This window comes from Bacillus sp. NS1, from assembly GCF_058248265.1.
This window is the reverse complement of the sequence record NZ_JBZAZF010000002.1, coordinates 736,916-760,173: the sequence shown is the minus strand read 5'-3', so window position 1 is coordinate 760,173 and position 23,258 is coordinate 736,916. Positions and strand designations below refer to the sequence as shown.

The 23,258-nt window shown below is 41.9% G+C and carries 25 protein-coding genes; all 25 read right to left on the bottom strand.

Going from position 1 to position 23,258, the window contains the following annotated elements:
- Nucleotides 1-60: 60 nt before the first annotated feature.
- The 25 genes from proS to cheY all read right to left on the bottom strand — a co-directional run bounded on the left by proS (nucleotide 61) and on the right by cheY (nucleotide 23,245).
- Complete coding sequence (proS, locus tag AC4CV5_RS09450; RefSeq protein ID WP_490922604.1) at nucleotides 61-1,755, bottom strand: proline--tRNA ligase; 1,695 nt, start codon at nucleotides 1,753-1,755, stop codon at nucleotides 61-63.
- Between the two features lie 32 nt (nucleotides 1,756-1,787).
- Nucleotides 1,788-3,056, bottom strand: coding sequence for an RIP metalloprotease RseP (gene rseP / locus AC4CV5_RS09445; protein ID WP_166852912.1), 1,269 nt, complete (start codon nucleotides 3,054-3,056; stop codon nucleotides 1,788-1,790).
- A gap of 6 nt (nucleotides 3,057-3,062) precedes the next feature.
- Complete coding sequence (gene dxr, locus AC4CV5_RS09440; RefSeq protein ID WP_373923590.1) at nucleotides 3,063-4,214, bottom strand: 1-deoxy-D-xylulose-5-phosphate reductoisomerase; 1,152 nt, start codon at nucleotides 4,212-4,214, stop codon at nucleotides 3,063-3,065.
- 61 nt (nucleotides 4,215-4,275) lie between these two features.
- A complete protein-coding gene (gene cdsA, locus AC4CV5_RS09435) occupies nucleotides 4,276-5,085 on the bottom strand; it encodes a phosphatidate cytidylyltransferase (RefSeq protein WP_326220490.1) in 810 nt (269 codons plus the stop codon).
- A 3-nt stretch (nucleotides 5,086-5,088) separates the two neighbouring features.
- The gene (uppS, locus tag AC4CV5_RS09430; RefSeq protein ID WP_326220492.1) at nucleotides 5,089-5,871 is read right to left on the bottom strand and encodes an undecaprenyl pyrophosphate synthase; all 783 of its coding nucleotides are present in this window, start codon (nucleotides 5,869-5,871) and stop codon (nucleotides 5,089-5,091) included.
- Between the two features lie 130 nt (nucleotides 5,872-6,001).
- Nucleotides 6,002-6,559 (bottom strand): ribosome recycling factor, encoded by a 558-nt coding sequence (gene frr, locus AC4CV5_RS09425; protein WP_166852921.1) that lies wholly within the window; start codon nucleotides 6,557-6,559, stop codon nucleotides 6,002-6,004.
- A gap of 1 nt (nucleotide 6,560) precedes the next feature.
- Complete coding sequence (gene pyrH, locus AC4CV5_RS09420; protein WP_003220923.1) at nucleotides 6,561-7,283, bottom strand: UMP kinase; 723 nt, start codon at nucleotides 7,281-7,283, stop codon at nucleotides 6,561-6,563.
- 145 nt (nucleotides 7,284-7,428) lie between these two features.
- Entirely contained in the window at nucleotides 7,429-8,310 is an 882-nt protein-coding gene (gene tsf / locus AC4CV5_RS09415; protein WP_166852923.1) for a translation elongation factor Ts, read from the bottom strand.
- Nucleotides 8,311-8,411: 101 nt separating this feature from the next.
- Nucleotides 8,412-9,152 (bottom strand): 30S ribosomal protein S2, encoded by a 741-nt coding sequence (rpsB, locus tag AC4CV5_RS09410; protein WP_490922602.1) that lies wholly within the window; start codon nucleotides 9,150-9,152, stop codon nucleotides 8,412-8,414.
- 143 nt (nucleotides 9,153-9,295) lie between these two features.
- A complete protein-coding gene (locus tag AC4CV5_RS09405) occupies nucleotides 9,296-9,799 on the bottom strand; it encodes a Swarming motility protein SwrB (RefSeq protein ID WP_166852926.1) in 504 nt (167 codons plus the stop codon).
- Nucleotides 9,800-9,827: 28 nt separating this feature from the next.
- Complete coding sequence (gene sigD / locus AC4CV5_RS09400) at nucleotides 9,828-10,592, bottom strand: RNA polymerase sigma-28 factor SigD (RefSeq protein WP_003220911.1); 765 nt, start codon at nucleotides 10,590-10,592, stop codon at nucleotides 9,828-9,830.
- A 22-nt stretch (nucleotides 10,593-10,614) separates the two neighbouring features.
- Nucleotides 10,615-11,115 (bottom strand): chemoreceptor glutamine deamidase CheD, encoded by a 501-nt coding sequence (gene cheD / locus AC4CV5_RS09395; RefSeq protein WP_166852928.1) that lies wholly within the window; start codon nucleotides 11,113-11,115, stop codon nucleotides 10,615-10,617.
- Nucleotides 11,112-11,741 (bottom strand): CheY-P phosphatase CheC, encoded by a 630-nt coding sequence (cheC, locus tag AC4CV5_RS09390; protein ID WP_003220907.1) that lies wholly within the window; start codon nucleotides 11,739-11,741, stop codon nucleotides 11,112-11,114. The genes cheD and cheC overlap by 4 nt, the downstream gene beginning before the upstream one ends.
- Nucleotides 11,742-11,759: 18 nt before the next feature.
- Nucleotides 11,760-12,230, bottom strand: a complete 471-nt coding sequence (gene cheW / locus AC4CV5_RS09385) for a chemotaxis protein CheW (protein WP_166852930.1) — start codon at nucleotides 12,228-12,230, stop codon at nucleotides 11,760-11,762.
- Between the two features lie 21 nt (nucleotides 12,231-12,251).
- A complete protein-coding gene (cheA, locus tag AC4CV5_RS09380) occupies nucleotides 12,252-14,267 on the bottom strand; it encodes a chemotaxis protein CheA (RefSeq protein WP_326220498.1) in 2,016 nt (671 codons plus the stop codon).
- Nucleotides 14,268-14,272: 5 nt separating this feature from the next.
- Nucleotides 14,273-15,343 (bottom strand): protein-glutamate O-methylesterase CheB, encoded by a 1,071-nt coding sequence (cheB, locus tag AC4CV5_RS09375; protein WP_490922599.1) that lies wholly within the window; start codon nucleotides 15,341-15,343, stop codon nucleotides 14,273-14,275.
- Nucleotide 15,344: 1 nt separating this feature from the next.
- Nucleotides 15,345-16,241, bottom strand: a complete 897-nt coding sequence (gene flhG / locus AC4CV5_RS09370; RefSeq protein WP_490922598.1) for a flagellum location/number ATPase FlhG — start codon at nucleotides 16,239-16,241, stop codon at nucleotides 15,345-15,347.
- Nucleotides 16,232-17,332, bottom strand: coding sequence for a flagellar biosynthesis protein FlhF (locus AC4CV5_RS09365; RefSeq protein ID WP_490922596.1), 1,101 nt, complete (start codon nucleotides 17,330-17,332; stop codon nucleotides 16,232-16,234). The genes flhG and AC4CV5_RS09365 overlap by 10 nt, the downstream gene beginning before the upstream one ends.
- Nucleotides 17,332-19,365 carry a flagellar biosynthesis protein FlhA gene (flhA, locus tag AC4CV5_RS09360; protein WP_166852942.1) on the bottom strand — a complete coding sequence of 678 codons (2,034 nt, stop codon included), beginning with the start codon at nucleotides 19,363-19,365 and terminating at the stop codon, nucleotides 17,332-17,334. The genes AC4CV5_RS09365 and flhA overlap by 1 nt, the downstream gene beginning before the upstream one ends.
- 32 nt (nucleotides 19,366-19,397) lie before the next feature.
- Nucleotides 19,398-20,480, bottom strand: coding sequence for a flagellar biosynthesis protein FlhB (gene flhB / locus AC4CV5_RS09355; RefSeq protein ID WP_222142832.1), 1,083 nt, complete (start codon nucleotides 20,478-20,480; stop codon nucleotides 19,398-19,400).
- Nucleotides 20,480-21,259 carry a flagellar biosynthetic protein FliR gene (gene fliR, locus AC4CV5_RS09350; RefSeq protein WP_166852946.1) on the bottom strand — a complete coding sequence of 260 codons (780 nt, stop codon included), beginning with the start codon at nucleotides 21,257-21,259 and terminating at the stop codon, nucleotides 20,480-20,482. The genes flhB and fliR overlap by 1 nt, the downstream gene beginning before the upstream one ends.
- Before the next feature lie 7 nt (nucleotides 21,260-21,266).
- Nucleotides 21,267-21,536 carry a flagellar biosynthesis protein FliQ gene (gene fliQ, locus AC4CV5_RS09345; RefSeq protein WP_166852948.1) on the bottom strand — a complete coding sequence of 90 codons (270 nt, stop codon included), beginning with the start codon at nucleotides 21,534-21,536 and terminating at the stop codon, nucleotides 21,267-21,269.
- A 14-nt stretch (nucleotides 21,537-21,550) separates the two neighbouring features.
- Nucleotides 21,551-22,216 (bottom strand): flagellar type III secretion system pore protein FliP, encoded by a 666-nt coding sequence (fliP, locus tag AC4CV5_RS09340; RefSeq protein ID WP_003245692.1) that lies wholly within the window; start codon nucleotides 22,214-22,216, stop codon nucleotides 21,551-21,553.
- Nucleotides 22,209-22,868 (bottom strand): flagella biosynthesis regulatory protein FliZ, encoded by a 660-nt coding sequence (gene fliZ / locus AC4CV5_RS09335; RefSeq protein WP_166852951.1) that lies wholly within the window; start codon nucleotides 22,866-22,868, stop codon nucleotides 22,209-22,211. Before fliZ ends, fliP begins: the two co-directional genes overlap by 8 nt.
- Nucleotides 22,869-22,882: 14 nt before the next feature.
- Entirely contained in the window at nucleotides 22,883-23,245 is a 363-nt protein-coding gene (gene cheY / locus AC4CV5_RS09330) for a chemotaxis protein CheY (RefSeq protein WP_014476812.1), read from the bottom strand.
- Nucleotides 23,246-23,258: the final 13 nt, after the last annotated feature.

The window sequence follows — 23,258 nt, the reverse complement described above, 5'->3', positions numbered from 1 at the left end:
CAATGAGGTACCTTCTATTATTTCTATTTTAACATGTTTTTTGATAAATCGTTATGGTGATTACTGCTTGCTGATAAATGCAGATAATTCGTCTACTGAAATCTCCGTTGACTCACCCGTTTGACGGATTTTCACTTCGACAATTCCTTCGTCAGCACGTTTTCCGACAGTAATGCGGATTGGAAGGCCGATTAGATCTGAATCAGCGAATTTTACGCCGGCGCGCTCAGCACGATCGTCATAGAGCACTTCATAGCCTTCCGCTTTTAAATCGGCATACAGCTTTTCAGCAAGCTCTCTTTGCGAATCGTTTTTCATGTTCAAAGCAAGAATATGAAGATCGTACGGCGCAACGCTTTTTGGCCATATTAACCCTTTTTCGTCGTGATGCTGTTCAGCAATAGCAGAAAGCGTTCTTGACACACCGACTCCGTAACAGCCCATCAGCATCGGCTGCGCGCGTCCGTTTTCGTCTAAGTAGGTCGCATTCATTGCTTCTGAATAACGTGTCCCAAGCTTAAAGACTTGTCCGACTTCGATTCCTTCTGCAAAACGGATCGTGCCTTTACCATCTGGTGACGGATCACCTTCTTTAATAAAACGAAGATCAGCAAATTCTTTAATTTGCGTGTCACGGTTTACGTTGACATTTTTATAATGATGATCTCCTTCATTCGCACCGGCAACAGCATTGACTATTGCTTTCACAGCATGATCAGCATATACTTCAACATCTTGATTGACACCGACAGGGCCGACAAAACCCGGCTCTGTTCCGAGCTGCTGAATGACCTCTTCTTGTGTAGCAAGCTCCACAACTTCTGCATGAAGCAAATTTTTCACTTTAATATCGTTGACATCATGGTCGCCTCTTACAAGCACTAAGACAAAACGGTCATCTGCTTTAAACAAAACCGACTTAATGCAGGCTTCAGCGGAAATCTGTAAAAACGCAGTCAGTTCTTCAATTGTTTTCACGTTAGGTGTGTGGACTTTCTCTAAAGCATTAGGCTCTTCATTAGAAGGGACTTCTTGATAAAGAACTTCAGCCATTTCGATATTAGCCGCATACTGTGATTCATCAGAATACGCAATTGTATCCTCTCCGATTGCAGAAAGTGCCATAAACTCGTGCGTATCCTTTCCTCCCATTGCGCCTGAATCAGCGATGACAGGTCTTACATTAATGCCGCAGCGGGCAAAAATATTAGAATAGGCCTCGTACATTTTTTGATACGTTTCATCCAGGCTCTCTTCAGATGCATGGAAAGAATACGCATCCTTCATAATAAATTCGCGGCCTCTTAACAAACCGAAGCGAGGACGTTTTTCATCTCTGAACTTAGACTGAATTTGATACAGAGTCAGAGGGAGACGCTTATAAGATTTAACCTCATCGCGAACAAGTGAAGTGATAACTTCTTCATGCGTTGCCCCTAAAGCAAATTCACGGCCATGACGGTCTTTTAGTCTCATCAGTTCAGGACCATACGTATACCATCTGCCTGATTCCTGCCATGTCTCAGCCTGCTGCAGTGCGGGCATAAGCATTTCTACGGCATCAATTTTCTCCATTTCTTCACGAACAATCTGCTGAATGTTTTGAATCACCTTATACGCAAGAGGCATATAGCTGTATACCCCGCTCGTATTCTGTCTGATAAATCCTGCTCTCAGAAGAAGCTGATGACTTTTTGCTTCGGCATCAGCTGGAACTTCACGGAGCGTAGGAATAAGCGTCAAACTTTGTCTCATTTCTTCGCACCTCTGATTGATTTACTTTTCATTTACAAGAACAGCCGCTGGATATCGTTCCATGTGACGACCAGCATAAGAAGCATTAAGAAAGCTACCCCGATAAATACAACAAATGCTTCTTTTTCCCTGTTAATCGGTTTGCCCCGAATCGCTTCAATAAATAGAAATAACAGTCTTCCTCCGTCAAGTGCCGGAATCGGAAGCAAGTTAACAATCCCAAGGTTAATACTTAAAAACGCAGCAAACTGGAATAAGTTCACTAACCCTGTTTTCGCCACTTGGTCTGTCATGTCATATATGCCGACAGGACCTGACAGCATATCAAGTTTAAATTGGCCTGTTACTAACTTGCTTAAGTTGGTTAAAATGGCTTTAGTGACGTCAACTGTTGATGTCGCGCCGTAAGCAACTGCTGAGAGAACACCTTTTTCAGTCGGCGCATAGGAACCGAAACGTCCGATTGTTTTTTTGTTCTCATCTTTAACAGCTTCCGGAGTCACTGAAATATGAAGCGTTTTGTTATCTCTTTTTACGGCAACATCTATTTCTTTATCCGGATTTTCTTTTACAGCGGAGACAATGTCAGTCCAAGATCTCATTTTCTCTCCGTTAATGCTTTGGATGTAATCCCCTTCTTTTAGCCCTGCTTCGGCCGCCCGTCCGGTGTCAGTCAGCTGTCCGAGCATAGGCTCATTTGACGGCACGCCTTGAACCAGTCCAAGCATCACTAAAATCACGTAAGCTAAAATAAAGTTCATAATCGGCCCTGCAGCAATTGCTTTAATCCGCTGCCACACAGGTTTGGAACCAAATTGGCGATTATACGGCGCAATTTGCACTTCTTCTCCGTCTACAATGAAAAAGGATGTTTCGCTGACAGTAAAGCTGGAAAGCTCATCCTCTTTCCCTTGTTCATAGCCGGTGATCTTCATATCATGCTCTAAATCTGCTGTTTCCACTTCGATGACTAAAGCATCCGGGTATTTTTCCTTTTGATTGATAATAACTTTCTCAACTTGATCTTCTTTATTAAACAGAAGACCAACCGTGTAACCGGGTTTCACCTCAATCATTTCCGGATCTTCGCCGGCCATACGGACAAATCCGCCGACTGGAAGGAGCCTGATCGTATAAACTGTTTCATTTTTTTTGAAAGAAAAAATCTTTGGACCGAAGCCGATCGCAAATTCACGGCAGAGAATTCCCGCTCTTTGGGCTAGCAATAAATGGCCCAGTTCATGGAAGAAAACGAGCGTTCCGAAAATAATGATAAACGCTATAACTGTATTCACGAACATACCACCTTATGTGAGTATTGAATTGACGTATCCCCGGGTATCTTTGTCCACTTCTTGAATGTCCGCCAGGCTCGGTTTTTTAATTAACTGATGGCGGGATAGTGCCTTTTCGATACAGTCTTCAATAGCCAAAAACGGTATCTTGCCGGCTAAAAAGGCAGCAACAGCTACTTCATTTGCAGCATTTAGCACTGTCGGCATTGTTCCTCCTATTTTACCTGATTCAAAAGCAAATTGTAAGCATCGGAACCTGTCAAAATCAGCTTTCTCAAAATGGAGGCTGCCGATTTCCCATAATTCAAGCCTTTTCGCATCTGGTAATGGCAAGCGGTCAGGGTAAGTGAGTGCATACTGGATTGGAACCCTCATATCCGGAGTTCCGAGCTGTGCGATCACACTTTTGTCATGAAACTCAACCATTGAATGGATGATGCTCTCCTTATGTAAAACCACATCAATTTGTTCATATGGTATATCGAAAAGCCAATGTGCCTCGATCACCTCTAATCCCTTATTCATCATTGTAGCCGAATCAATCGTAATTTTTGCACCCATTGACCAATTCGGGTGTTTTAATGCGTCCTCAACTGTTACTGATTCGAGCTCATCCCGCGTCTTGTCCCGAAAGCTTCCGCCGGATGCCGTAATGATGAGGCGTTCAATGTTTTTAGCCTGTTCGCCTTGTAGCGCTTGAAAAATGGCCGAATGCTCACTGTCAACAGGCAGCAGCGGAACATCATATTTCTTAGCATGTTCTTTTACTATATGCCCTGCAGTGACAAGAGTTTCCTTATTTGCAAGCGCAATTGTTTTTTTCTGTTCAATTGCCTTTAACGTCGGGATGAGACCGACGCTTCCGAGTAAGGCGTTGACAACTATGTCAACCTCCTCCATCACTGCTGCTTCTATCAGTCCTTCTTCTCCCAGCCCGATTTGGCATTCAAAAGAAAAAGACATTTGTTTTAGTTTATGATATGTATCCAGATCACCGACAGAGACAAACTTCGGCTGAAAGGCCTCTATCATTGGAACGGCCTTATCAATATTTCTGCCAAACGACATAGATATCAGCTGAAATTGATCTTGATGTGTACGCAGTACGTCAAGAGTCTGTTCGCCGATTGATCCTGTTGCTCCTAAAAGACAAATATTTTTCAAAGTTGCCACTACTCCTATTCTTTGTGCTGCATGATCAGTCTCATATTCATATTAGACTTTTTTATGAAAAAAGGGCAAGCAGAAAGTACAAGAAAGGCATGACAAACAAGAAACTGTCAAAACGGTCTAATATCCCGCCATGCCCGGGAAGAATCTTTCCAGAATCCTTTACATCGTAATGTCTTTTCAAGGCGGATTCCACTAAATCTCCAAGTTGTCCGAAAACAGACAAAAACAGCGTGATCAACAGCATATAGATATACGGGATCGGAAGATGTGCAATAAGCTGAAAAATCGTCGCCAATACAAGCGCGATAACGATTCCGCCTGCAAATCCTTCCACTGTTTTATTCGGACTGATTTCTGGCCACAGTTTCCGCTTACCAAGCGATTTCCCGACAAAATACGCACCGGAATCCGTGGACCAAATCACAACACACGCGTAAAAAATGTATGTTAACCCGTATTGGTCAAGATTTCTGATTTCTATAAAATAATGAAAACACATTCCAATGTAAATTGCTGCAAGCGTAATAAAACCGACTTCATCAAAAGTAAAGGTGTTTTTCACCAACACTGTGTAAGTCAGCAAAAGCAGTACCGCAAACAAAGCGATTTCCATTTTTGAAATACCGTCTGCTTCAAAAAACGAATACTGGCTTGGCAATAAGAACATCCACAATAATAAAAGACCGATCAAACCCGGCAGTGAAACCAGCTTCAGCTTTTTCATCCGTAAAAGTTCAAAAAGCGCCACACTGCCCATAGCATAAATTAATATGGTGAACGGCAATTTCCCGACAATAACCAAAAATAAAAATACAATTGCTGCCAGAACACCTGTCAAAATTCTTTGTTTCATGTCCACCATCCTCTAAATTCCGCCAAACCTCCGGCCTCTCTGCTGATATTCTCCTAACGCCTGTAAGAAGTGATCTTCTTTAAAATCAGGCCACAAGACGTCAGTAAAGACAAATTCACTGTAGGCAACCTGCCATAGCATAAAATTACTCAGTCTTATCTCGCCGCTCGTTCGAATTAAAAGTTCAGGGTCCTGCAAAGATTCAGTCATTAAATAATTAGAAAAAAGCGATTCATCAATGTCTTCAATATTCAAAGAGCCATCCTTCACTTTTTCCGCGAGTGTTTTTGCAGCAGTGACAATTTCAGTACGACCTCCATAATTGAGAGCAAAATTAAGAATCATTCCGTCGTTTTGCGCCGTATCCTGTACTGCCTTTTCAATCGCGCGTAATGTGTGTGCCGGCAAAGCCGTTTCATCTCCAATGATCCGAACCTGTACATTCTCCTCAACAAGCTCTGGAAGATACGTATTCAAAAATTCTTCCGGAAGCTTCATTAAAAAATCAACTTCCATTTTCGGCCTCTTCCAGTTTTCTGTTGAAAATGCATACAATGTCAGTACTTTTACACCTAATTCGTTTGCAAGCTTCGTTGTCCTTTTTACCACCTTCATCCCTTCATGGTGGCCTGCAATTCGGGGAAGAGAGCGTTTTTTAGCCCAACGGCCATTTCCATCCATGATAATGGCGATGTGTTCGGGAATTTCTCCCTTAAGTATGTCTTCTTTTGTATAACGTTCTAAGTTGGAAGCCGCAGTTTGCTGGTTCTTCCAATTTTTGAGTATGTTGAGCATGAGATTCCTCCGTCACCCAAAAAGGTTGCATTCCCTGCTGATAATCAATGTAATCAACAGTATTAACAAAAAAACCCCCTGTAAACATGAGAGGGTCTTTTCACTATTATCTATTGTACATAGTTTTTCATTAAACTTCCATGATTTCTTTTTCTTTGTCTTTTGTGACACTGTCAATTTTTGACACATATTCATCTGTCAGTTTTTGAACGTCTTCAGTTGAAGCACGCAGTTCATCCTCAGTAATGTCTCCGTTTTTCTCAAGTTTTTTGAGATCATCGTTAGCATCACGGCGAACGTTACGGACAGCTACTTTCGCGTCTTCAGCATATTTTTTTACAACTTTCACTAATTCTTTCCGTCTTTCTTCCGTTAATGCCGGAATCGCAATTCGAATCATATTGCCGTCACTTGTTGGCGTAAGACCTAAATCAGCTTTTAAAATCGCTTTTTCGATATCACCGATTGCTGTTTTGTCGTATGGCGTTATCACGAGCATACGAGCTTCAGGCACATTAATAGAAGACAACTGATTTAAAGGTGTCTGTGCTCCGTAATATTCAACCGTTACTTTATCTAATAAAGATGGATTTGCACGGCCTGCGCGTACAGTAGCCAATTCACGTTGATAAGCAGCAATTGCTTTTTCCATTTTTTCCTTTGTTTGAGTTAATACTTCTTTTGACACGTTATTTCCCCCTCACGATCGTTCCGATTGATTCACCGATAACGGCACGTTTGATGTTTCCTTCTTCCATAATAGAAAAGACGATAAGCGGAATGTCATTATCCATGCATAAAGATGATGCTGTTGAATCCATAACTTCCAGGCCGTCTTTAAGAACGTCAAGATAAGAAAGTGATTCATACTTAACAGCTGATTCATCTTTTCTAGGATCAGCATTATACACACCGTCAACATTATTTTTAGCCATTAAAATAACATCTGCTTCAATTTCAGCAGCCCGCAGTGCAGCTGTCGTATCAGTTGAGAAATATGGGTTTCCTGTGCCCGCAGCGAAAATAACGACACGTTTTTTCTCTAAGTGGCGTATCGCTTTTCTTCTTATGTACGGTTCAGCAACTTGTCTCATTTCAATGGATGTTTGCACTCTGGACTGGATTCCGAGTGTTTCCAAGCTGTCTTGAAGAGCAAGCGAATTCATAACTGTCGCCAGCATTCCCATATAGTCAGCAGTTGCACGGTCCATGCCCAGGTCACTTCCTGTTTTTCCGCGCCATAAGTTGCCGCCGCCTACTACAACAGCCACTTCGACTTCAAGCTCAGCGATTTCTTTCACTTGCTTTGCAATGGATTGAATGACAGTTGGGTTAATTCCATTTCCCTGTTCTCCTGCCAATGCTTCCCCGCTAAGCTTTAATACGATACGTTTGTATTTTGGTTTTTCCATGATAACCTCCAAGTGTAAACATTGCCGTTTTCTATTATGCAAGAGAAAAAAAGGTTTGTAAATATAGTTTTAAAAATAGGGAACACAAAGTGTGTCCCCTATACTGCCTGAAAAGACGCGACTTGGCCGCGAAATCTTTTCACCATTATTTTTTCACTTGGTTCATTACTTCTTCAGCAAAGTTTTCTTGACGTTTTTCGATGCCTTCTCCAACTTCATAGCGTACATAAGTTTGAACAGTTGCGTTTTTCGCTGCAACGACTTGTTTCACTTTTTCATCTGGGTTTTTAACGAACGCTTGGTCTAAAAGACAAATTTCTTCGAAGAATTTGTTCAGACGGCCTTCAACCATTTTCGCTACGATGTTTTCTGGTTTACCTTCTTGAAGGGCTTGCTGAGTTAAGATTTGACGCTCATGATTTCTTTCTTCTTCAGATACTTGATCACGAGAAATGTAACGAGGGTTAACCGCAGCAACGTGCATTGCGATATCTTTCGCAATTTCTTCGTCAGTTGTACCGTTCAGAACAGTTAATACGCCGATGCGGCCGCCCATGTGAAGGTAAGCACCGAATGCAGAGCTGTCGTCTTTTGTAAGAACTGTAAAGCGGCGAAGAGTGATTTTCTCACCGATTTTAGCAACTGCGCTTGTGATGTACTCTTCAACAGTAGAGCCGTTTTCCATTTTTTGACCCATTGCTTCTTCAACATCTGCTGGAGTATTTGCAAGAAGGTGGTCAGCTAAAGTGTTAAGAAGCTCTTTGAAGCCTTCGTTTTTCGCAACGAAGTCAGTTTCAGAGTTCACTTCTAAGATAACGCCTTTGTTGCCGTCAGTTTTAATAAGAGTAGAACCTTCTGCTGCGATACGGTCAGCTTTTTTCGCTGCTTTTGCAATTCCTTTTTCTCTTAAAAGGTCAATTGCTTTGTCCATATCTCCGTCAGTTTCAGTTAACGCTTTTTTACAATCCATCATGCCCGCGCCAGTTTTTTCACGCAGTTCTTTTACTTGCTGTGCAGTAATTGCCATTTGTATTCCTCCTTATATGTTTAAACAAGAGTATGTATAATACACATTTTTCTTGAAAAAAGGTGATAAAAGGCAGTCCCTCTTATCACCTTTTGAATAGGTTACGCAGTTGTTGTTTCTGTTTCTGGTGCAGTTTCTTCAGCAACATCCGCTTCTTCTTCGCCTTGCTTCGCTTCTAAGATTGCATCTGCCATTTTAGAAGTTAGAAGTTTAACAGCGCGAATAGCGTCATCGTTCGCTGGGATTACAACATCGATTTCATCTGGATCACAGTTAGTATCTACGATACCGATGATAGGGATGTTTAATTTGCGAGCTTCCGCAACAGCGATGCGCTCTTTGCGAGGATCGATGATGAATAATGCATCAGGAAGACCCTTCATATCTTTAATTCCGCCTAGGAATTTTTCAAGACGCTCTAATTCTTTTTTCAATTGAACGACTTCTTTTTTAGGAAGGACATCAAACGTACCGTTTTCTTGCATTTTTTCAATGTCTTTAAGACGTTTAATACGTTTTTGGATTGTTTCAAAGTTTGTTAATGTACCGCCCAACCAACGTTGGTTGACATAGTACATGCCAGAGCGCTGAGCTTCTTCTTTGACAGAATCTTGAGCTTGTTTTTTTGTTCCGACGAAAAGGATTTTTCCGCCTTCAGCAGCAAGATTTTTAGTGAAGTTGTAAGCTTCCTCTACTTTTTTGACTGTTTTTTGAAGGTCAATGATATAGATTCCGTTACGCTCCGTGAAAATGTAACGCTTCATTTTTGGGTTCCAACGGCGTGTTTGGTGACCGAAGTGAACACCAGCTTCAAGCAATTGCTTCATAGAAATGACTGACATGTTATTTCCTCCTAGTATAATGGTTTTTTTCCTCCGCTTAGGTCATTTTTGTGCAGAACTGCCGCCTGCAGCACCCTCTGCATAAATCGTTAAGCGTGTGTATTTAACACCAAGACATAATATAACACAGCTTTATCCGACAATCAAGAATCCTTTACACCTTTGGAGCGAAATTTTAAAAATAGCTCGATTTCTGTCTTTCCGCTCTTCAGTTTCTGAGCAATTTGACTGGCCGAATACCCCTGCTCATATAATTCTATGACCTGGTCTTCAAATGATTGGGCATTGCTGTTAACGCTCTCTTCCTGACGTTCAACCTCAGTAATCAGACCTTCAATATGCTCAAGAAGATTCTCTTCTTCTTGAGCTGCATCCCGCTCTGAATCTTTTTTGGAGCGCCGAAGGTCTGGCTTTTGGGTTTCTTCTTCCGCGTGACTTGAAGGTGAACCGGTATTTTCTATCAGTTTCTCATTTTCTTCTTTTAATTCAAGAAGAAATGCCGCCAAGGTGTTTTCCGTCTCTTCAAGTATCTTCTTTTGCTGTTTTTCAGTTTCTTTCACAGCCGCGAGCCTCGTATACAAGATAATGACAGCGTACAGAAGAACACCGTGGAGCGTAAAGCTTAAAAGCCATAATAGTGTTGACATGTTTTTCACTCGCTAACCATGAAATTCATTATTGAATTACTTTTTCAAGCAGATTCTTTAATTTAAATAGTGCCTTTGAATGGATCTGTGATATGCGGGACGTAGAAAGATTCAATACTTGTCCGATTTCTGTCAATGTCAGCTCCTCTTTGTAGAACAAACTGACAACAAGCTGTTCTTTTTCAGAGAGTTCGTGAATTTTTTCAGCAAGCTGTGCAATCAGTTCATCCTTCATAATCTTTTCTTCAGGCGGAACATTCTTGTCATCTCTGATCATGACCTGAATGTTTTCACCGTCATCTTGATCGTGGAGCTTTTCATCAATTGACAGCAGATTTGCAAAAAAACCTTCATTCATTGTTGACACTACATCCTGTACCGTCATTCCGAGTTCCTCTGCAATTTCTGCGGGCGATACGTTCCGAAGATAGCGCTGTTCAAGCTTTTCAATTGCTGCTTCAACCTTCTTTGTTTTTTCACGGGAGGTTCTGGGCAGCCAATCTTCTTTACGAAGCCCGTCTATGATTGCACCGCGAATTCTAAACGAGGCATAGGTATCAAATTTTAAGTCCCGGCTGGGGTCAAATTTTTCAAGGGCATCATATAAACCAAGCATACCAAGGCTCATAAGATCGTCTTTATGCACTGATTTCGGCAGTCCGACAGAAATTCTGCCTACATGATATGTGACAAGCGGCATGTAACGGCGCATTAAATCGTCACCGGCTTTAGGATCTTTCCACTCTTTCCAGCGCGTCCAAAGCACCTGATCTTCATAATTCAAGGATTGCATTGTTATCCCCCTAATACCTTAATTAAATCGTTTTTTCACCTTGTTTAACAGTTCGAATATGCAGCATGCAGGACTTCGGTTCAAATTCTATCGTCCGGCCGCTTGAGCCGCCCGTATCTTCACTAATGATAGGAATATTATATAAAGACAACTGTTCCTTTATTGCTAATACATTTCTCGGTCCTATCTTCATCAAATCATTTGTCGATTTAAATTTAAACATCTCTGATCCGCCGGCCAGCTTTGCTTTTAATGCAAATTTCCGGCATCCTGCTTCTATCAGCATATCAATCGTGGTCTTTACGGCTGTGTCAGCATACTTAGCTCGATTGAGTTCGGCAGTTTTCGATAACGTCGAATCCGGAAGCATGACATGGACAAGCCCCGCCGTTTGCTTTTCTTTATCATAAAGCACCAGCCCCACACATGATCCCAACCCAGAGGTCCTGATGGTGTCCGGGAAGCGGGCGACCTTCACGTCAGCAATTCCAACCTTTACAACAACAGCCTCAGTTGTACTCATAATGATGCACCCAAGGCGACAAAGAGCTTTTCAAATGAATCATAGTCCGGCAGCATAAACATATGCGCTTTCAGCTCCTGCTGATGGCTTTGGTCAAAAATTGACGTGTCTACAACAATGGCGTGTTCTCCAACCTGACTGAGCTCCATCAGCCCTTCGCTGATCACAGCGCCGAACATGTCCAATGAAACTTCAGGAACACTTGGATAAAGCTGGAGTTTCGTCAAATCCGCTAAGGCCGTTAAATATGATCCTGCTAAAATATTGCCCAGTTCATGCAAAGCGGATGAGCTCATATGATCTTCACCTAAGTCCTCTATATCAAAATCGGGGTTGCCAATCAGCTCTCTGATAAACTGCTCCGCCTGATAAAAAGGCATTATAAAGAACATTGAACCCGTTAAGTCGCCTTCCATTCTTAAAAAAATGCTGGCAACCGGAATATCAGCGCCGCCGAAAAAATCGACAAGCTCATCGAAAGACAGCAGCTTTGCAAACGGGACTTCCATATCTATCTTTCTATTTAACAGCTGGGCCATTGCAGAGGCGGAGTGGCCGGCGCCTATATTGCCGACTTCCCGCAAAATGTCCATCTGCTCTTCTTTGATTCCATTAAAAATACTCATGTCATAACCCCTTTAAGATTAAGCTTGATCGGGCACAGCGGACTGAGATGATTCTTTATCCAACACCGCGTTTGCGTCAATAATATTTAAGAGTCTGTTCTCTTGTTTCACAATCTGTTCGATCGACACATCCGTATCTTTCTGGATGCCTTCTGGAGCGGATTCTATTTCACTTTCGTGTACGGTAATCACATCATTAGCTTCATCCACAATCCAGCCGATTTCAGTATCACGATAAGCAATAATGATAATTCGTGTTTCATCGGTAATTTCATACTCTGGCAAATTCAGGCGCTTTCTTAAATCAATAACCGGAGTCACCACTCCGCGCAAATTGATTACCCCGCAAATATATGGTTCGACGCCAGGCACTCTCGTTGGCTTTTGCCATTTTTCAATTGATTTCACCTGAGTGACGGAAATGGCATATTCTTTACCATTTACCATAAAGACAATCATTTTTTCGCCTGTTTTAATTTCTGCAGTCATGTGAGACACCTCCTCGAATGGTTAAATAATCAGTGCATTACAATCAATAATGAGCGCTACTTCTCCGTCTCCTAAAATAGTAGCTCCGGAAATTGCAAAAACGTTTGTTAAATAATCTCCGAGTGATTTCAGCACGACTTCCTGCTGGCCAATAAAGGAGTCCACCACAAATGCAGTAGGTTTGTCGCCTTTTTTCACGATAATGATATGGAGCTGTTCCGCATCTGGTCTTGTATCTTCTATTTTAAACTCTTCTTTTAAATAAACGACAGGGACAATATGCCCTCTAAAGTCAATCACTTCACGGTCATGCGTTTGCAAAATGTCTTTTCTGTCAATAACTGCCGTTTCAATGATTGAAGAAATCGGAATGGCAAATGTCTCTTCTTCCAATTTGATCAGCAGAACTGAAATAATAGACAAGGTAAGCGGAAGCTGGATGCTGAATAGAGAGCCTTGACCTTCTGCAGATTTCACACTGACTGAACCGCCCAGAGACTCCAGTTTATTTTTTACAACATCAAGTCCAACACCGCGGCCGGAAATATCAGAAATTTGATCAGCAGTTGAGAACCCTGGAGCAAAGATCAATTCGTAAATTTCATTGTCTTCTAAAGTTTCAGCTTCTTTTTCCGTAATGACCCCGCGCTCAAGTGCTTTTTCGAGAATTTTTTTGCGATTAAGGCCTGCACCGTCATCCTCTACTTCGATAAAGACATGGTTGCCGCTGTGATAAGCTTTAAGTACAACTTTTCCTGATTCCGGTTTTCCCTTTTGCAAACGTGTTTCCGGCGACTCGATCCCATGGTCAATACTGTTTCTGATCAAGTGAACGAGAGGATCTCCAATCTCATCGATCACTGTTCGATCCAGTTCAGTTTCCGCACCGATAATCGAGAGTTCGATTTTTTTATTCAGCTCTTTTTGAAGCTGGCGAATCATTCTCGGGAACCGGTTAAAAACGGTTTCAACCGGAACCATTCTCATATTAAGAATAATCGATTGCAAATCTCCGGAAATTCTCGTCATTCGTTCAACCGTTTCAGTCAGTTCATTGTGCTCAAGCTCTTTTGCAATCTGCTCGAGACGCCCACGGTCAATGACAAGCTCTTCAAATAGGTTCATTAAAGAATCAAGTCTGTCAATGTTGACACGAATTGTTTTAGACCCGCCGGCTGTATGCTTCGCCTGTTCATCGTTTTTAGCAGGCTGCTTTTGTTTCTCCTGCTTCACAGGTACAGGCGCTTGCGAATCTGCCGGCTTAGATTCTTCCGGCTTTTCAGCTGATGTTAAAGGAGCCCCTTGGATGACTTGAACATGCTCAATTTCTGAAACACCATTGATTAATTGTTCAATCTCTTCCGCTGATTGATGTGTTAAGAAACAAACTTGAAAGTCAGTGCCGAAATCTTCTGTTTCAAGCACTTCCGCACTTGGAATTGTTTTGGCTACTTCCCCAACTTCATTAAGCTTTTCAAACACCATATAGACACGAACTGCTTTTAACATACAGTTTTCGTTCAGAGAAATCTTGATTTCATATCGTTTGAAACCTTGCTCCTCAGCTTCTTGTATGACAGTCCGCTCAAATTCGTCATATTCCCAATCAGATGCTGAATTCTGTGCTTCTGCAACTTCCGCAGAAGCAGCTGTTTCAGCGTGCGCACCATTCACATCAAGCTTGGCACTCACTTCTGAGATATCTCTTTTACCATCCCCGCCGTCAATAATAGACTGAACCATAGCTTCCAGGTGATCCAAGGCTTCAAACAAAATATCCAGCCAGTCTGGGGTAACTGCCATGTCTCCGTTTCTGAATGCATCCAGCACGTTTTCAAGCAGGTGGGTTAGATGTGCTAAGTCGGTATAGCCCATCGTTGCGCTCATTCCTTTTAATGTATGGGCAGCTCTGAATATATCATGAACGAGCTGAAGGTCAGTCGGGTCTTTCTCTAAAAGGAGAAGCTTTTCATTACATGTTTGTAAATGTTCTTTACTCTCATCAATAAAGACATCTAAATACTGATTCATATCCATTTGAATCACACCCTCTCTTTTTTCACACAGCTTGTGATGGATGCTGCGATATCTTCCACATGTTTAATCTCATGGATGAGGCCCGCTTTAACAGCTGCTTTCGGCATCCCATATACGACACAAGAATCTTCAGACTCCGCAATGGTTTTCACATTGCCGGCCGTAAGCATGTCCTTTAAGCCGGCAGTGCCGTCACTGCCCATTCCGGTCATGATAACCGCTACTTTTTCATAGTCTGCCAGTTTACCGACAGAACGAAATAAATAATCAGCTGATGGTTTATGGCGGCTTGGCGTATCAAGATTATCAAGCACGATCTGAAGTCCTCCGCTGTTTTTGATAACGGATATGTTTTTTCCTCCCGGTGCTATGTAAACACAGCTGTTAAGAGCTGCTTCACCATCTTTTGCTTCTTTTACTTGAATGTCGGATAAATGATTCAGCCGCTCAGCCAAAGAAGCAGTAAAACCTTCAGGCATATGCTGAACAACAACCACTGGTGCGTTCAAATCCTTAGGGAGCTTCGGTATCACCTTTTGTAACGCCCTTGGACCGCCTGTTGATGTGCCGATACATACAATTTGTTTGCCTATGCCGGGTCTCGGCTTGCTTAATTCAGGCTTTACAGCACGTACTATAGGTTCAGGCCGAACTGCCTGTGAAACAGGGTGTTTCCGCTTGCCGGAAAGTCCAGCCGCGACAACACGCTCAACCAATTGTTCTTTAATTTTGTACAAATCCAGAGATATTGAGCCTGATGGCTTTGTGATAAAGTCAAAGGCACCGATCTCTAAACAATTAATGGTGCACTCTTTTCCTTTTTCGGTCTGGCTTGACACCATGATGACCGGCAAGTTATAAATCTCAATGATTTTGCGCAGTGTGTCTGTTCCATTCATGACCGGCATTTCAACATCAAGAGTAACAACATCTGGTTTTAGTAATTTAATCTTCTTAAGCGCTTCTTCTCCGTTTCTCGCAGTTCCGATTACTTCTATCTGCTGTTCCTCGGTTAAAAAATCACTTATCATTTTTCTCATGAAAGCTGAATCATCAACTACAAGCACACGAATCAAATTAAGCCCTCCTCATTAAAAAAGAAGATAATTTCTCAATAAATGTCTGTTTGTCTTCTTTGTGTCTTGTTTCTTCTCTTTCAAACAAGGCGTCCGCTAAAAGACGGACTGACCGGCTGGCTTTTGCCTGAGGACTTTTTATGAAAAAAGGAACCTGTTCGATAACTGCTTTGCTCACGATCGGATCGTCAGAAACGGAACCGGCAAACTGAACCTGAACATCCAAAAACATATGAATCGTGCGGGAAAGGCGAGTAAAAGCCTCCAGCCCTTCCTTTTGATCACGGCACCGATTGACAGCCACATTCATTGAAAGTTTATTTCCTGTCAAAACCAAGTGCTTGACAGCGCTGTATGCGTCCATGATGGCCGTCGGTTCGGGAGTTGTTATGATCAAAATATCTTCTGCCGATAAAATAAAAGGCAGCTGATCTTTTGATAAGCCCGCTCCCATGTCAAACAGCACATAATCGAACTGGCTTAGTGCATGAGAAAGCTCATTAGCAAAAAACGCCCATTTTTTCTGATCCAGCTTGAACATTACATCCAGGCCGGTTCCCCCTGATATATACCGCAAACCCTTTGGCCCAGTGGATAATGACTGCATCAAAGGCTTTCGATCGGTTAATACATCGATAATCGTGGCGGAAGATAAGTCTCCAATTAATATATCAATGTTCCCCATCCCAATATCAAGATCGATGAGCAGTACCTTCTTACCTTTATCCTGCAGCGCAAGGGCCATATTTAAGGTAATATTGGATTTTCCGACACCGCCCTTGCCGCTGATGACAGCAAGTGTCTTCGCTTTTTGTGAATAAACCATTGGCAGAACACGCTGACGCTTTTCCATTTTCGCCCGTAAAGTTGCTGCTTGGTCAAATCTATTCATCTGCACAGCATCCTTACAAAATCAAGTGGAGATACAGTCTGTATATCCTCCGGCACATTCTGGCCGTTCGTTAAAAACCCGGCACCTATTTTTGATTCTTCCAGTATATTAAATACAGAACCTAAGGAAGTAGTCTCATCTATTTTCGTAAAAATAAACTGATTGACAGGGACGGATGAAAAACGTTTGACAATATACTTCATATCTTCATATTTTGCAGTCGCGGATAAAACGAGAAATGACTGAATGCTGCTCTCAAAAGGAATCGTTTCTTTCAATTCTTCAATGTATTGCTGCTCCTTGAAGTTTCTTCCGGCTGTATCAATAAACACATGATCATACTCAGAAAATAACTCCTTCGCCTGCTGAAATTCTTCTTTTGTATAGCAAACTTCCAGAGGAGCCTGCAGCAGTTCGGCGTATGTTTTCAACTGTTCAACAGCTGCTATCCGATACGTATCTGTTGTAATAAAAGCGATTTTTTTCTGTTTTTCAAGCATAGATATGGCTGCGAGCTTAGCCAGTGTTGTTGTTTTTCCAGCCCCTGTTGAACCAAACAGCACGATATACTTTGAGTGAATAGGCTCCTGCCACTTGTCTGCTGAAGGCAGCGTATCGCATAGTATATCCTGAAGTTTGCCGATCACGTTTTCTTCCGTCAGACCGCCCGCTTCCACAGAGCAGCGAAGCAATTTTTTCAGAGCACTCGTCTTCGTCGACTCTTTAATTCCCGTTTCCTGCAAAAGCTTTTCTGCTTTTCGCAGCGGCTCAGGAAGTACAGATTGATAAACTGAAAAATCACCAGGCTCATGTTGCGCCGGAATTTGAGGGAGATATGTCCTCTCCTCTATTTTCGGACTGCTGACCGGAGTTTTTAATGCTGGTTTCGGCTCAGTTGCTTTCTTAGGCCTTTTTTGCTCAAGAAAGTCCTGATCCAATACGGCAATTACTTCAACAGCAGGCTTGTTGATGAGTCCAAACCATTTTCGTTTTTTAATGTTTTTCGAATTTAATATGACCGCTTCATTACCTAACTCTTTTCTGATGAGAAGTGCCGCTTCTTGCATTGAAGCAGCAGTAAATTTTTTTATTTTCATTAAATATCCACCACTCCAATGCTTTGTACCTCAACATTCGCCTCAAGTTCGTTATAAGAAAGTACCGGAAGGTCAGGGAAGTATCGTTCCAGAAGCTGTTTCACATACATTCTGACAGGCGGCGAGCAGAGAAGGATCGCAGTTTCCTGACGTAATGAAAGCTGTTCGGCTTCTTTAGCGACGGAGCGTACAATACTTTCTGAAACATCTGGTTCAAGCGACAAATAATTTCCGTGTTCTGTTTGCTGTACACCATCTGCAATTGCCTTTTCTACACGACCCGAACAAGTAACAACCTTCAACACTTCATTTTCTTTGGCAAACTGGGCTGTAATTTGTTTAGCCAGTGCCTGTCTTGTATACTCTGTCAAAAGATCAGAATCTGTTGTTAATTTTCCATAGTCAGCAAGCGTTTCAAAAATGGTTACTAAGTTTCGGATTGAAACTTTTTCTTTCAAAAGCTTGGCCAGCACCTTTTGAATATCACCGACAGACAACGGATTAGGCGTAACCTCTTCCACAAGGACTGGATACGTTTCTTTCAAGTGATCGATCAGCTGTTTCGTCTCCTGTCTTCCGATCAATTCGTGGGCATACTGCTTAATTTTCTCCGTAATATGGGTCGAAACGACTGAAGCAGGATCGACGACTGTATAACCAAGCATGTCAGCTTCATCTTTTACCGATTCGCTAATCCACTTGGCTGGCAGTCCAAATGAAGGTTCCACTGTTTCAATCCCTTCAATGAGATCGTCTTCAGGTGTAGGCGACATCGCTAAATAATGATCAAGCAACAGCTCGCCTTTTGCTACTTCGTTGCCTTTAATTTTCAATCGGTATTCATTAGGCTGTAACGCTATATTGTCTCTGATGCGCACGACAGGAATGACAAGCCCGAGTTCCAGAGCCAACTGACGGCGTATCATCACAATTCGGTCTAATAAATCACCGCCTTGATTGGCATCAGCAAGCGGTATCAGACCATACCCAAACTCAAACTCTATTGGATCGATGTGCAGAAGCTGAACAACGCTTTCAGGGCTTTTAAGGTCGTCAACCTCAGCCTCTTCCTCGAGAATCTCATCTACTTCTTCTTTTTCCTTACCTGATTTAGATAGCATATAAGCGCCGAAAGCAAGCAGCCCTGCAAGCGGCCCCGTCAGAAAAATGCCAATCGGAGTGAAAATACCAAGAAGCAAAATCGTAGATGCTGCGACGTATAAAAGCTTTGGATAGGCAAACAGCTGACCTGTAATGTCATGCCCTAAGTTTCCTTCAGAGGCAGCTCTAGTCACGACAATACCCGTCGCTGTAGAAATTAACAGCGCCGGAATTTGCGAAACAATTCCATCCCCTACAGTCAGCATTGTAAATTTTGAAGCGGCCTCTTGAATGGACATGCCCTGCTGAAGCATTCCGATCACGATACCGAAAATAATATTGATCATCACAATGATGATTCCGGCAATCGCGTCACCTTTTACAAATTTACTGGCACCGTCCATTGCTCCATAAAAGTCTGCTTCTCTTGCCACTTTTTCGCGGCGGTGCTTCGCTTCCTGTTCGGTAATCATCCCTGCGTTTAAATCAGCATCAATACTCATCTGCTTCCCCGGCATTGCGTCCAGCGTAAACCTTGCTGCAACCTCGGAAACACGTTCAGCACCTTTCGTAATCACGATAAACTGAATAATAATAAGGATGATAAATACAACGAGTCCAACTAATACATTTCCGCCGACAACGAAGTTTCCGAAAGTCTCGACGACTTTTCCTCCTTCACCATGTGAAAGAATTGAACGGGTAGTTGAGACATTCAAACCCAAACGAAATAGGGTTAGAAGAAGCAACAGTGACGGAAAAATCGAAAACTGAAGCGCTTCCTGCATATTCATTGTGGTGAGAAGCACGATCAACGCAAGAGAAATATTAATAATGATCAAAATACTTAACAGCCATGGAGGAAATGGAATCACCAGCATCGCCACAATGAGGACAACACTTATTAAAACGGATAAATCTCTTGTTGACATGCTGTTTTTTCTCTCCTTTTAAATCGAAAAATTCAATATACTTTTTGTTTTGTTTTATATACGTAAGCTAGAATTTCTGCTAAAACTTTAAAAAATTCTTCCGGCACTGTCTGGTCGATTTCTACCTGATCATATAACGCACGGGCAAGCGGCCTGTTTTCTACCATCATGACATCATGCTCTTTAGCAATTTTCCTAATTTTTAACGCTAGGTGGTCTACACCTTTTGCAACAATATAAGGAGCGTCCATTTTTTCTTCATCATATTTTAGGGCAATCGCATAATGGGTCGGGTTTGTGATAATGACATCTGCTTTTGGAACTTCCTGCATCATCCGCCTCATCGCCATTTCCCGCTGCCTTTGTTTAATTTTAGACTTGATAATCGGGTCTCCTTCAGATTTTTTGTACTCATCTTTTATATCCTGCTTTGACATTTTGATATTTTTCTCATAGTCAAATCTCTGATATAAATAGTCGAGACCAGCAAGTATCAACAAAACCCCCGCACCGCTCAGTCCCATCCACAAGGTGAGTTTTGAAACAAAAGAAAGTGCCTCTTCGGGTGTCAGGAGCGGGAGCCGGAGAATTTCTCCATAATGCAGCCAAAGCACAGCGAAAGCTGCAAAACCGACAATTGTGATTTTCAATATGGATTTAATCAGCTCTACAATCGCCCTCATACTGTATATTCGTTTAAAGCCTTTGATCGGGTCCAGCTTTTCAAGCTTAGGCTGTATCACTTCAGTAGAAAACAAGAACCCTACCTGCACATAGTTGCTGACGACCCCTGCAACAAGGGCTACAAGTAAAATCGGTGCAAGTATCATGCCCATATCCTTTAATAAGCTGATAAACAGTGTATGAACATTGGATTCTGAGAGCTTCATTGTGAGCGACTCGGTATAAAATGTTTCTAAAAATGACAGCAGCCTGTCTCTCATATACGGGCCAATGGCAATAAACGAAAGGAATACTACTAGTAAAGAAATAGCGGTATTGACATCCGAGCTTTTGGCTACCTGCCCTTTTTTTCGCGTATCCTTCCGTTTTTTCGGAGTGGCTTTCTCCGTCTTCTCTCCCGCAAAAAACTGCAGGTCAATTCTAAGCTTCATTAAGAAACACCGACCAATGCTAAAAGATTCCGCATCGTTTCAATCGTTAAACTGAAGACATTCCGCACAACGACGAACATAACGGACATACACACAATGAGCATGATGAAACTGACAGCGATCTTTAAAGGCAGACCGACCACAAATACATTTAATTGCGGAACAGTTCGAGCCACGATACCTAATGCTAAATCAACAAGAAACAAACTGGCCACAACAGGCGCTGACATTTGAAAAGCGATAATAAACATCGCATTAAAGCTTTTCGCGATAAAATAAGCAAACTTTTCATCGCCGAAATTCGGAAATGCCTGATCAACAGAAATATACTGAAAGCTGTAGTAAATACCGTCCAGCAGCAAATGGTGGGCATTGACACTCAGCATAAACAAAAGTGCCATCGTATAGATAAACTGGCCGATTAATGGACTTTGTGCACCGGTTTGCGGATCAATAACGTTCGCAATTGAAAATCCCATTTGAAAATCAATAAACGAGCCGGCAATCTGCACTGCAGCAATCATCATATAAGCTATTAAGCCTAGACAGAGACCAACCAAAGCTTCTTTAAACGTCAAGAGCATATATTGCCCATCTATCTCCAAAGAGGGAGGTTTATCAATGGTGCTGAAACAAATGACCGCGAGAAAAAAAGCAAATCCAATACGATGAACAGCTGGAACATTCCGGTGTCCAAATAACGGAATCGTTACAAAAAAAGCAGAGATTCTAATAAAAACCAATAAAAAAGCAGGAAATAAGTCAATAATTGAATTCATCTCTACATTACCCTGCAAAACGATTTAAATTAGAAAAGAGCTCTGTTGTAAATGAAAGAATGGTGGACAGCATCCATGGGCCAAAAAAAATCAGGGCCAGGAGAACCGCCACGATTTTTGGAATAAACGCCAAAGTCTGTTCCTGGATTTGAGTTGTTGCCTGAAATACGCTGACGATTAAACCGACCAGTAAAGCAATAGCCAATAATGGCCCGCTGATCATCAGCGTTACGTATACAGCTTTTTCCGCCATAGAAATTACAAATTCTGAACTCACGTTTAGCACCTACCCTAAAAGCTCTGAAGTAAAGATTTCACAATTAAATACCAGCCGTCTACTAAAACAAAAAGTAATATTTTAAAGGGCAGAGAAATCATAACTGGAGGGAGCATCATCATTCCCATTGACATTAAGACGCTCGCCACTACCATATCTATAATTAAAAATGGGATAAAAATCATAAAACCTATTTGAAACGCTGTTTTGAGCTCCGATATGGCAAAAGCGGGAACCATTGTAGTTAGCGGAATATCCTTTAATGATTCGGGTTTATCCATTTTCGCGTAATTCATAAACAGCGCCAGATCCTTCTGCCTTGTGTGTTTACTCATAAATTCTTTAATCGGTTCCTCAGCTTTCGTATACGCTTCGTCCAAGCTGATTTTGTTGTCCATCAATGGAGTTAGCGCTTCTTTATTAATCTCTGAAAAAGTAGGAGCCATAATAAAAAACGTTAAAAACAGCGCAAGTCCGATAAGAACCTGGTTTGGCGGCATAGATTGCGTCGCCAGTGAAGTCCTGACAAATGATAGAACAATGACGATGCGAGTAAAACAAGTCATAAGGATCAATATTCCAGGCGCCACTGAAAATACAGTTAACAATAATAGTAATTTAACAGTTGAACTTACGTTTTCCGGATCACTTGAACTGAAAATATTTATAAACTCATTCATGATGACGTGGGCCTTTCTTCTTTCCTTCAGAACGGTTTTGTTTTAACTCTTCAAGCTGCTCTTTTAATGCTTTTGAAAATGAAGGCAGTTTTTGCTGCGGCTGATGTTCAGAACCCTTCAGCGGTTTCACAAATTTTTGCCACTCTATTTTGCTTGACATCGCCTCTTCATGCTGGCTGAGAATCACTTCAATCTCTGTTTCATCCTCAATTTCTTTCAGCAGTTGGATCGTCTCTCCTACACCGACGACGAGCACGCTTTTTCCAACTTTGATCAATTGGATGGATCTGTTTTGGCCGACCGATGTGCCGCCAATATTTTCAACATATTGAAAAGGCTTTAGGAGCCTATTTCTTTTGTTCATGAGCTTGACCAACCCGTAAATCAGCACGATAACAAACAATAAAGCGAAAATCATCTTCACAAAATCAAAAGCTGAGACAGAAGGAGCAGCCGCTCCCTCCGTCTCATCAGCAGTTTGTGTTGTTTTTTCTTCCTTTTGCTCTGACTTATCTGCAGTTTTTTCATCTTTCTTTTGAAACCATTCGTTTACAGTTGAATTATCAGAGTCTGCCGCGGCAGCAGCAATCGGATGTACACTGGATAAAACGAAAAAACAGATAAAAGCGATGAAATATTGACTCTTTTTCAACAGTCGTACACCCTTTAACTTAATGTTTTGTTGATTGCTTCAAGCACACGGTCTGCCTGGAAAGGTTTTACGATAAAATCCTTAGCGCCTGCCTGAATAGCATCGATAACCATTGATTGCTGTCCCATAGCAGAACACATAATGATTCTTGCCTGTGCATCAATTTGTTTAATTTCTTTTAATGCTGTAATCCCATCCATTTCTGGCATTGTAATATCCATAGTAACGAGGTCAGGAGAATGCTCTTTATATTTTTCTACTGCTTGTGCTCCATTTTCAGCTTCCGCTACTACTTCAAAACCGTTTTTCACCAAAATATCTTTAATCATCATTCGCATAAATGCTGCGTCATCTACAATTAAAATTCTGTGTGCCATACTCTATCTCTCT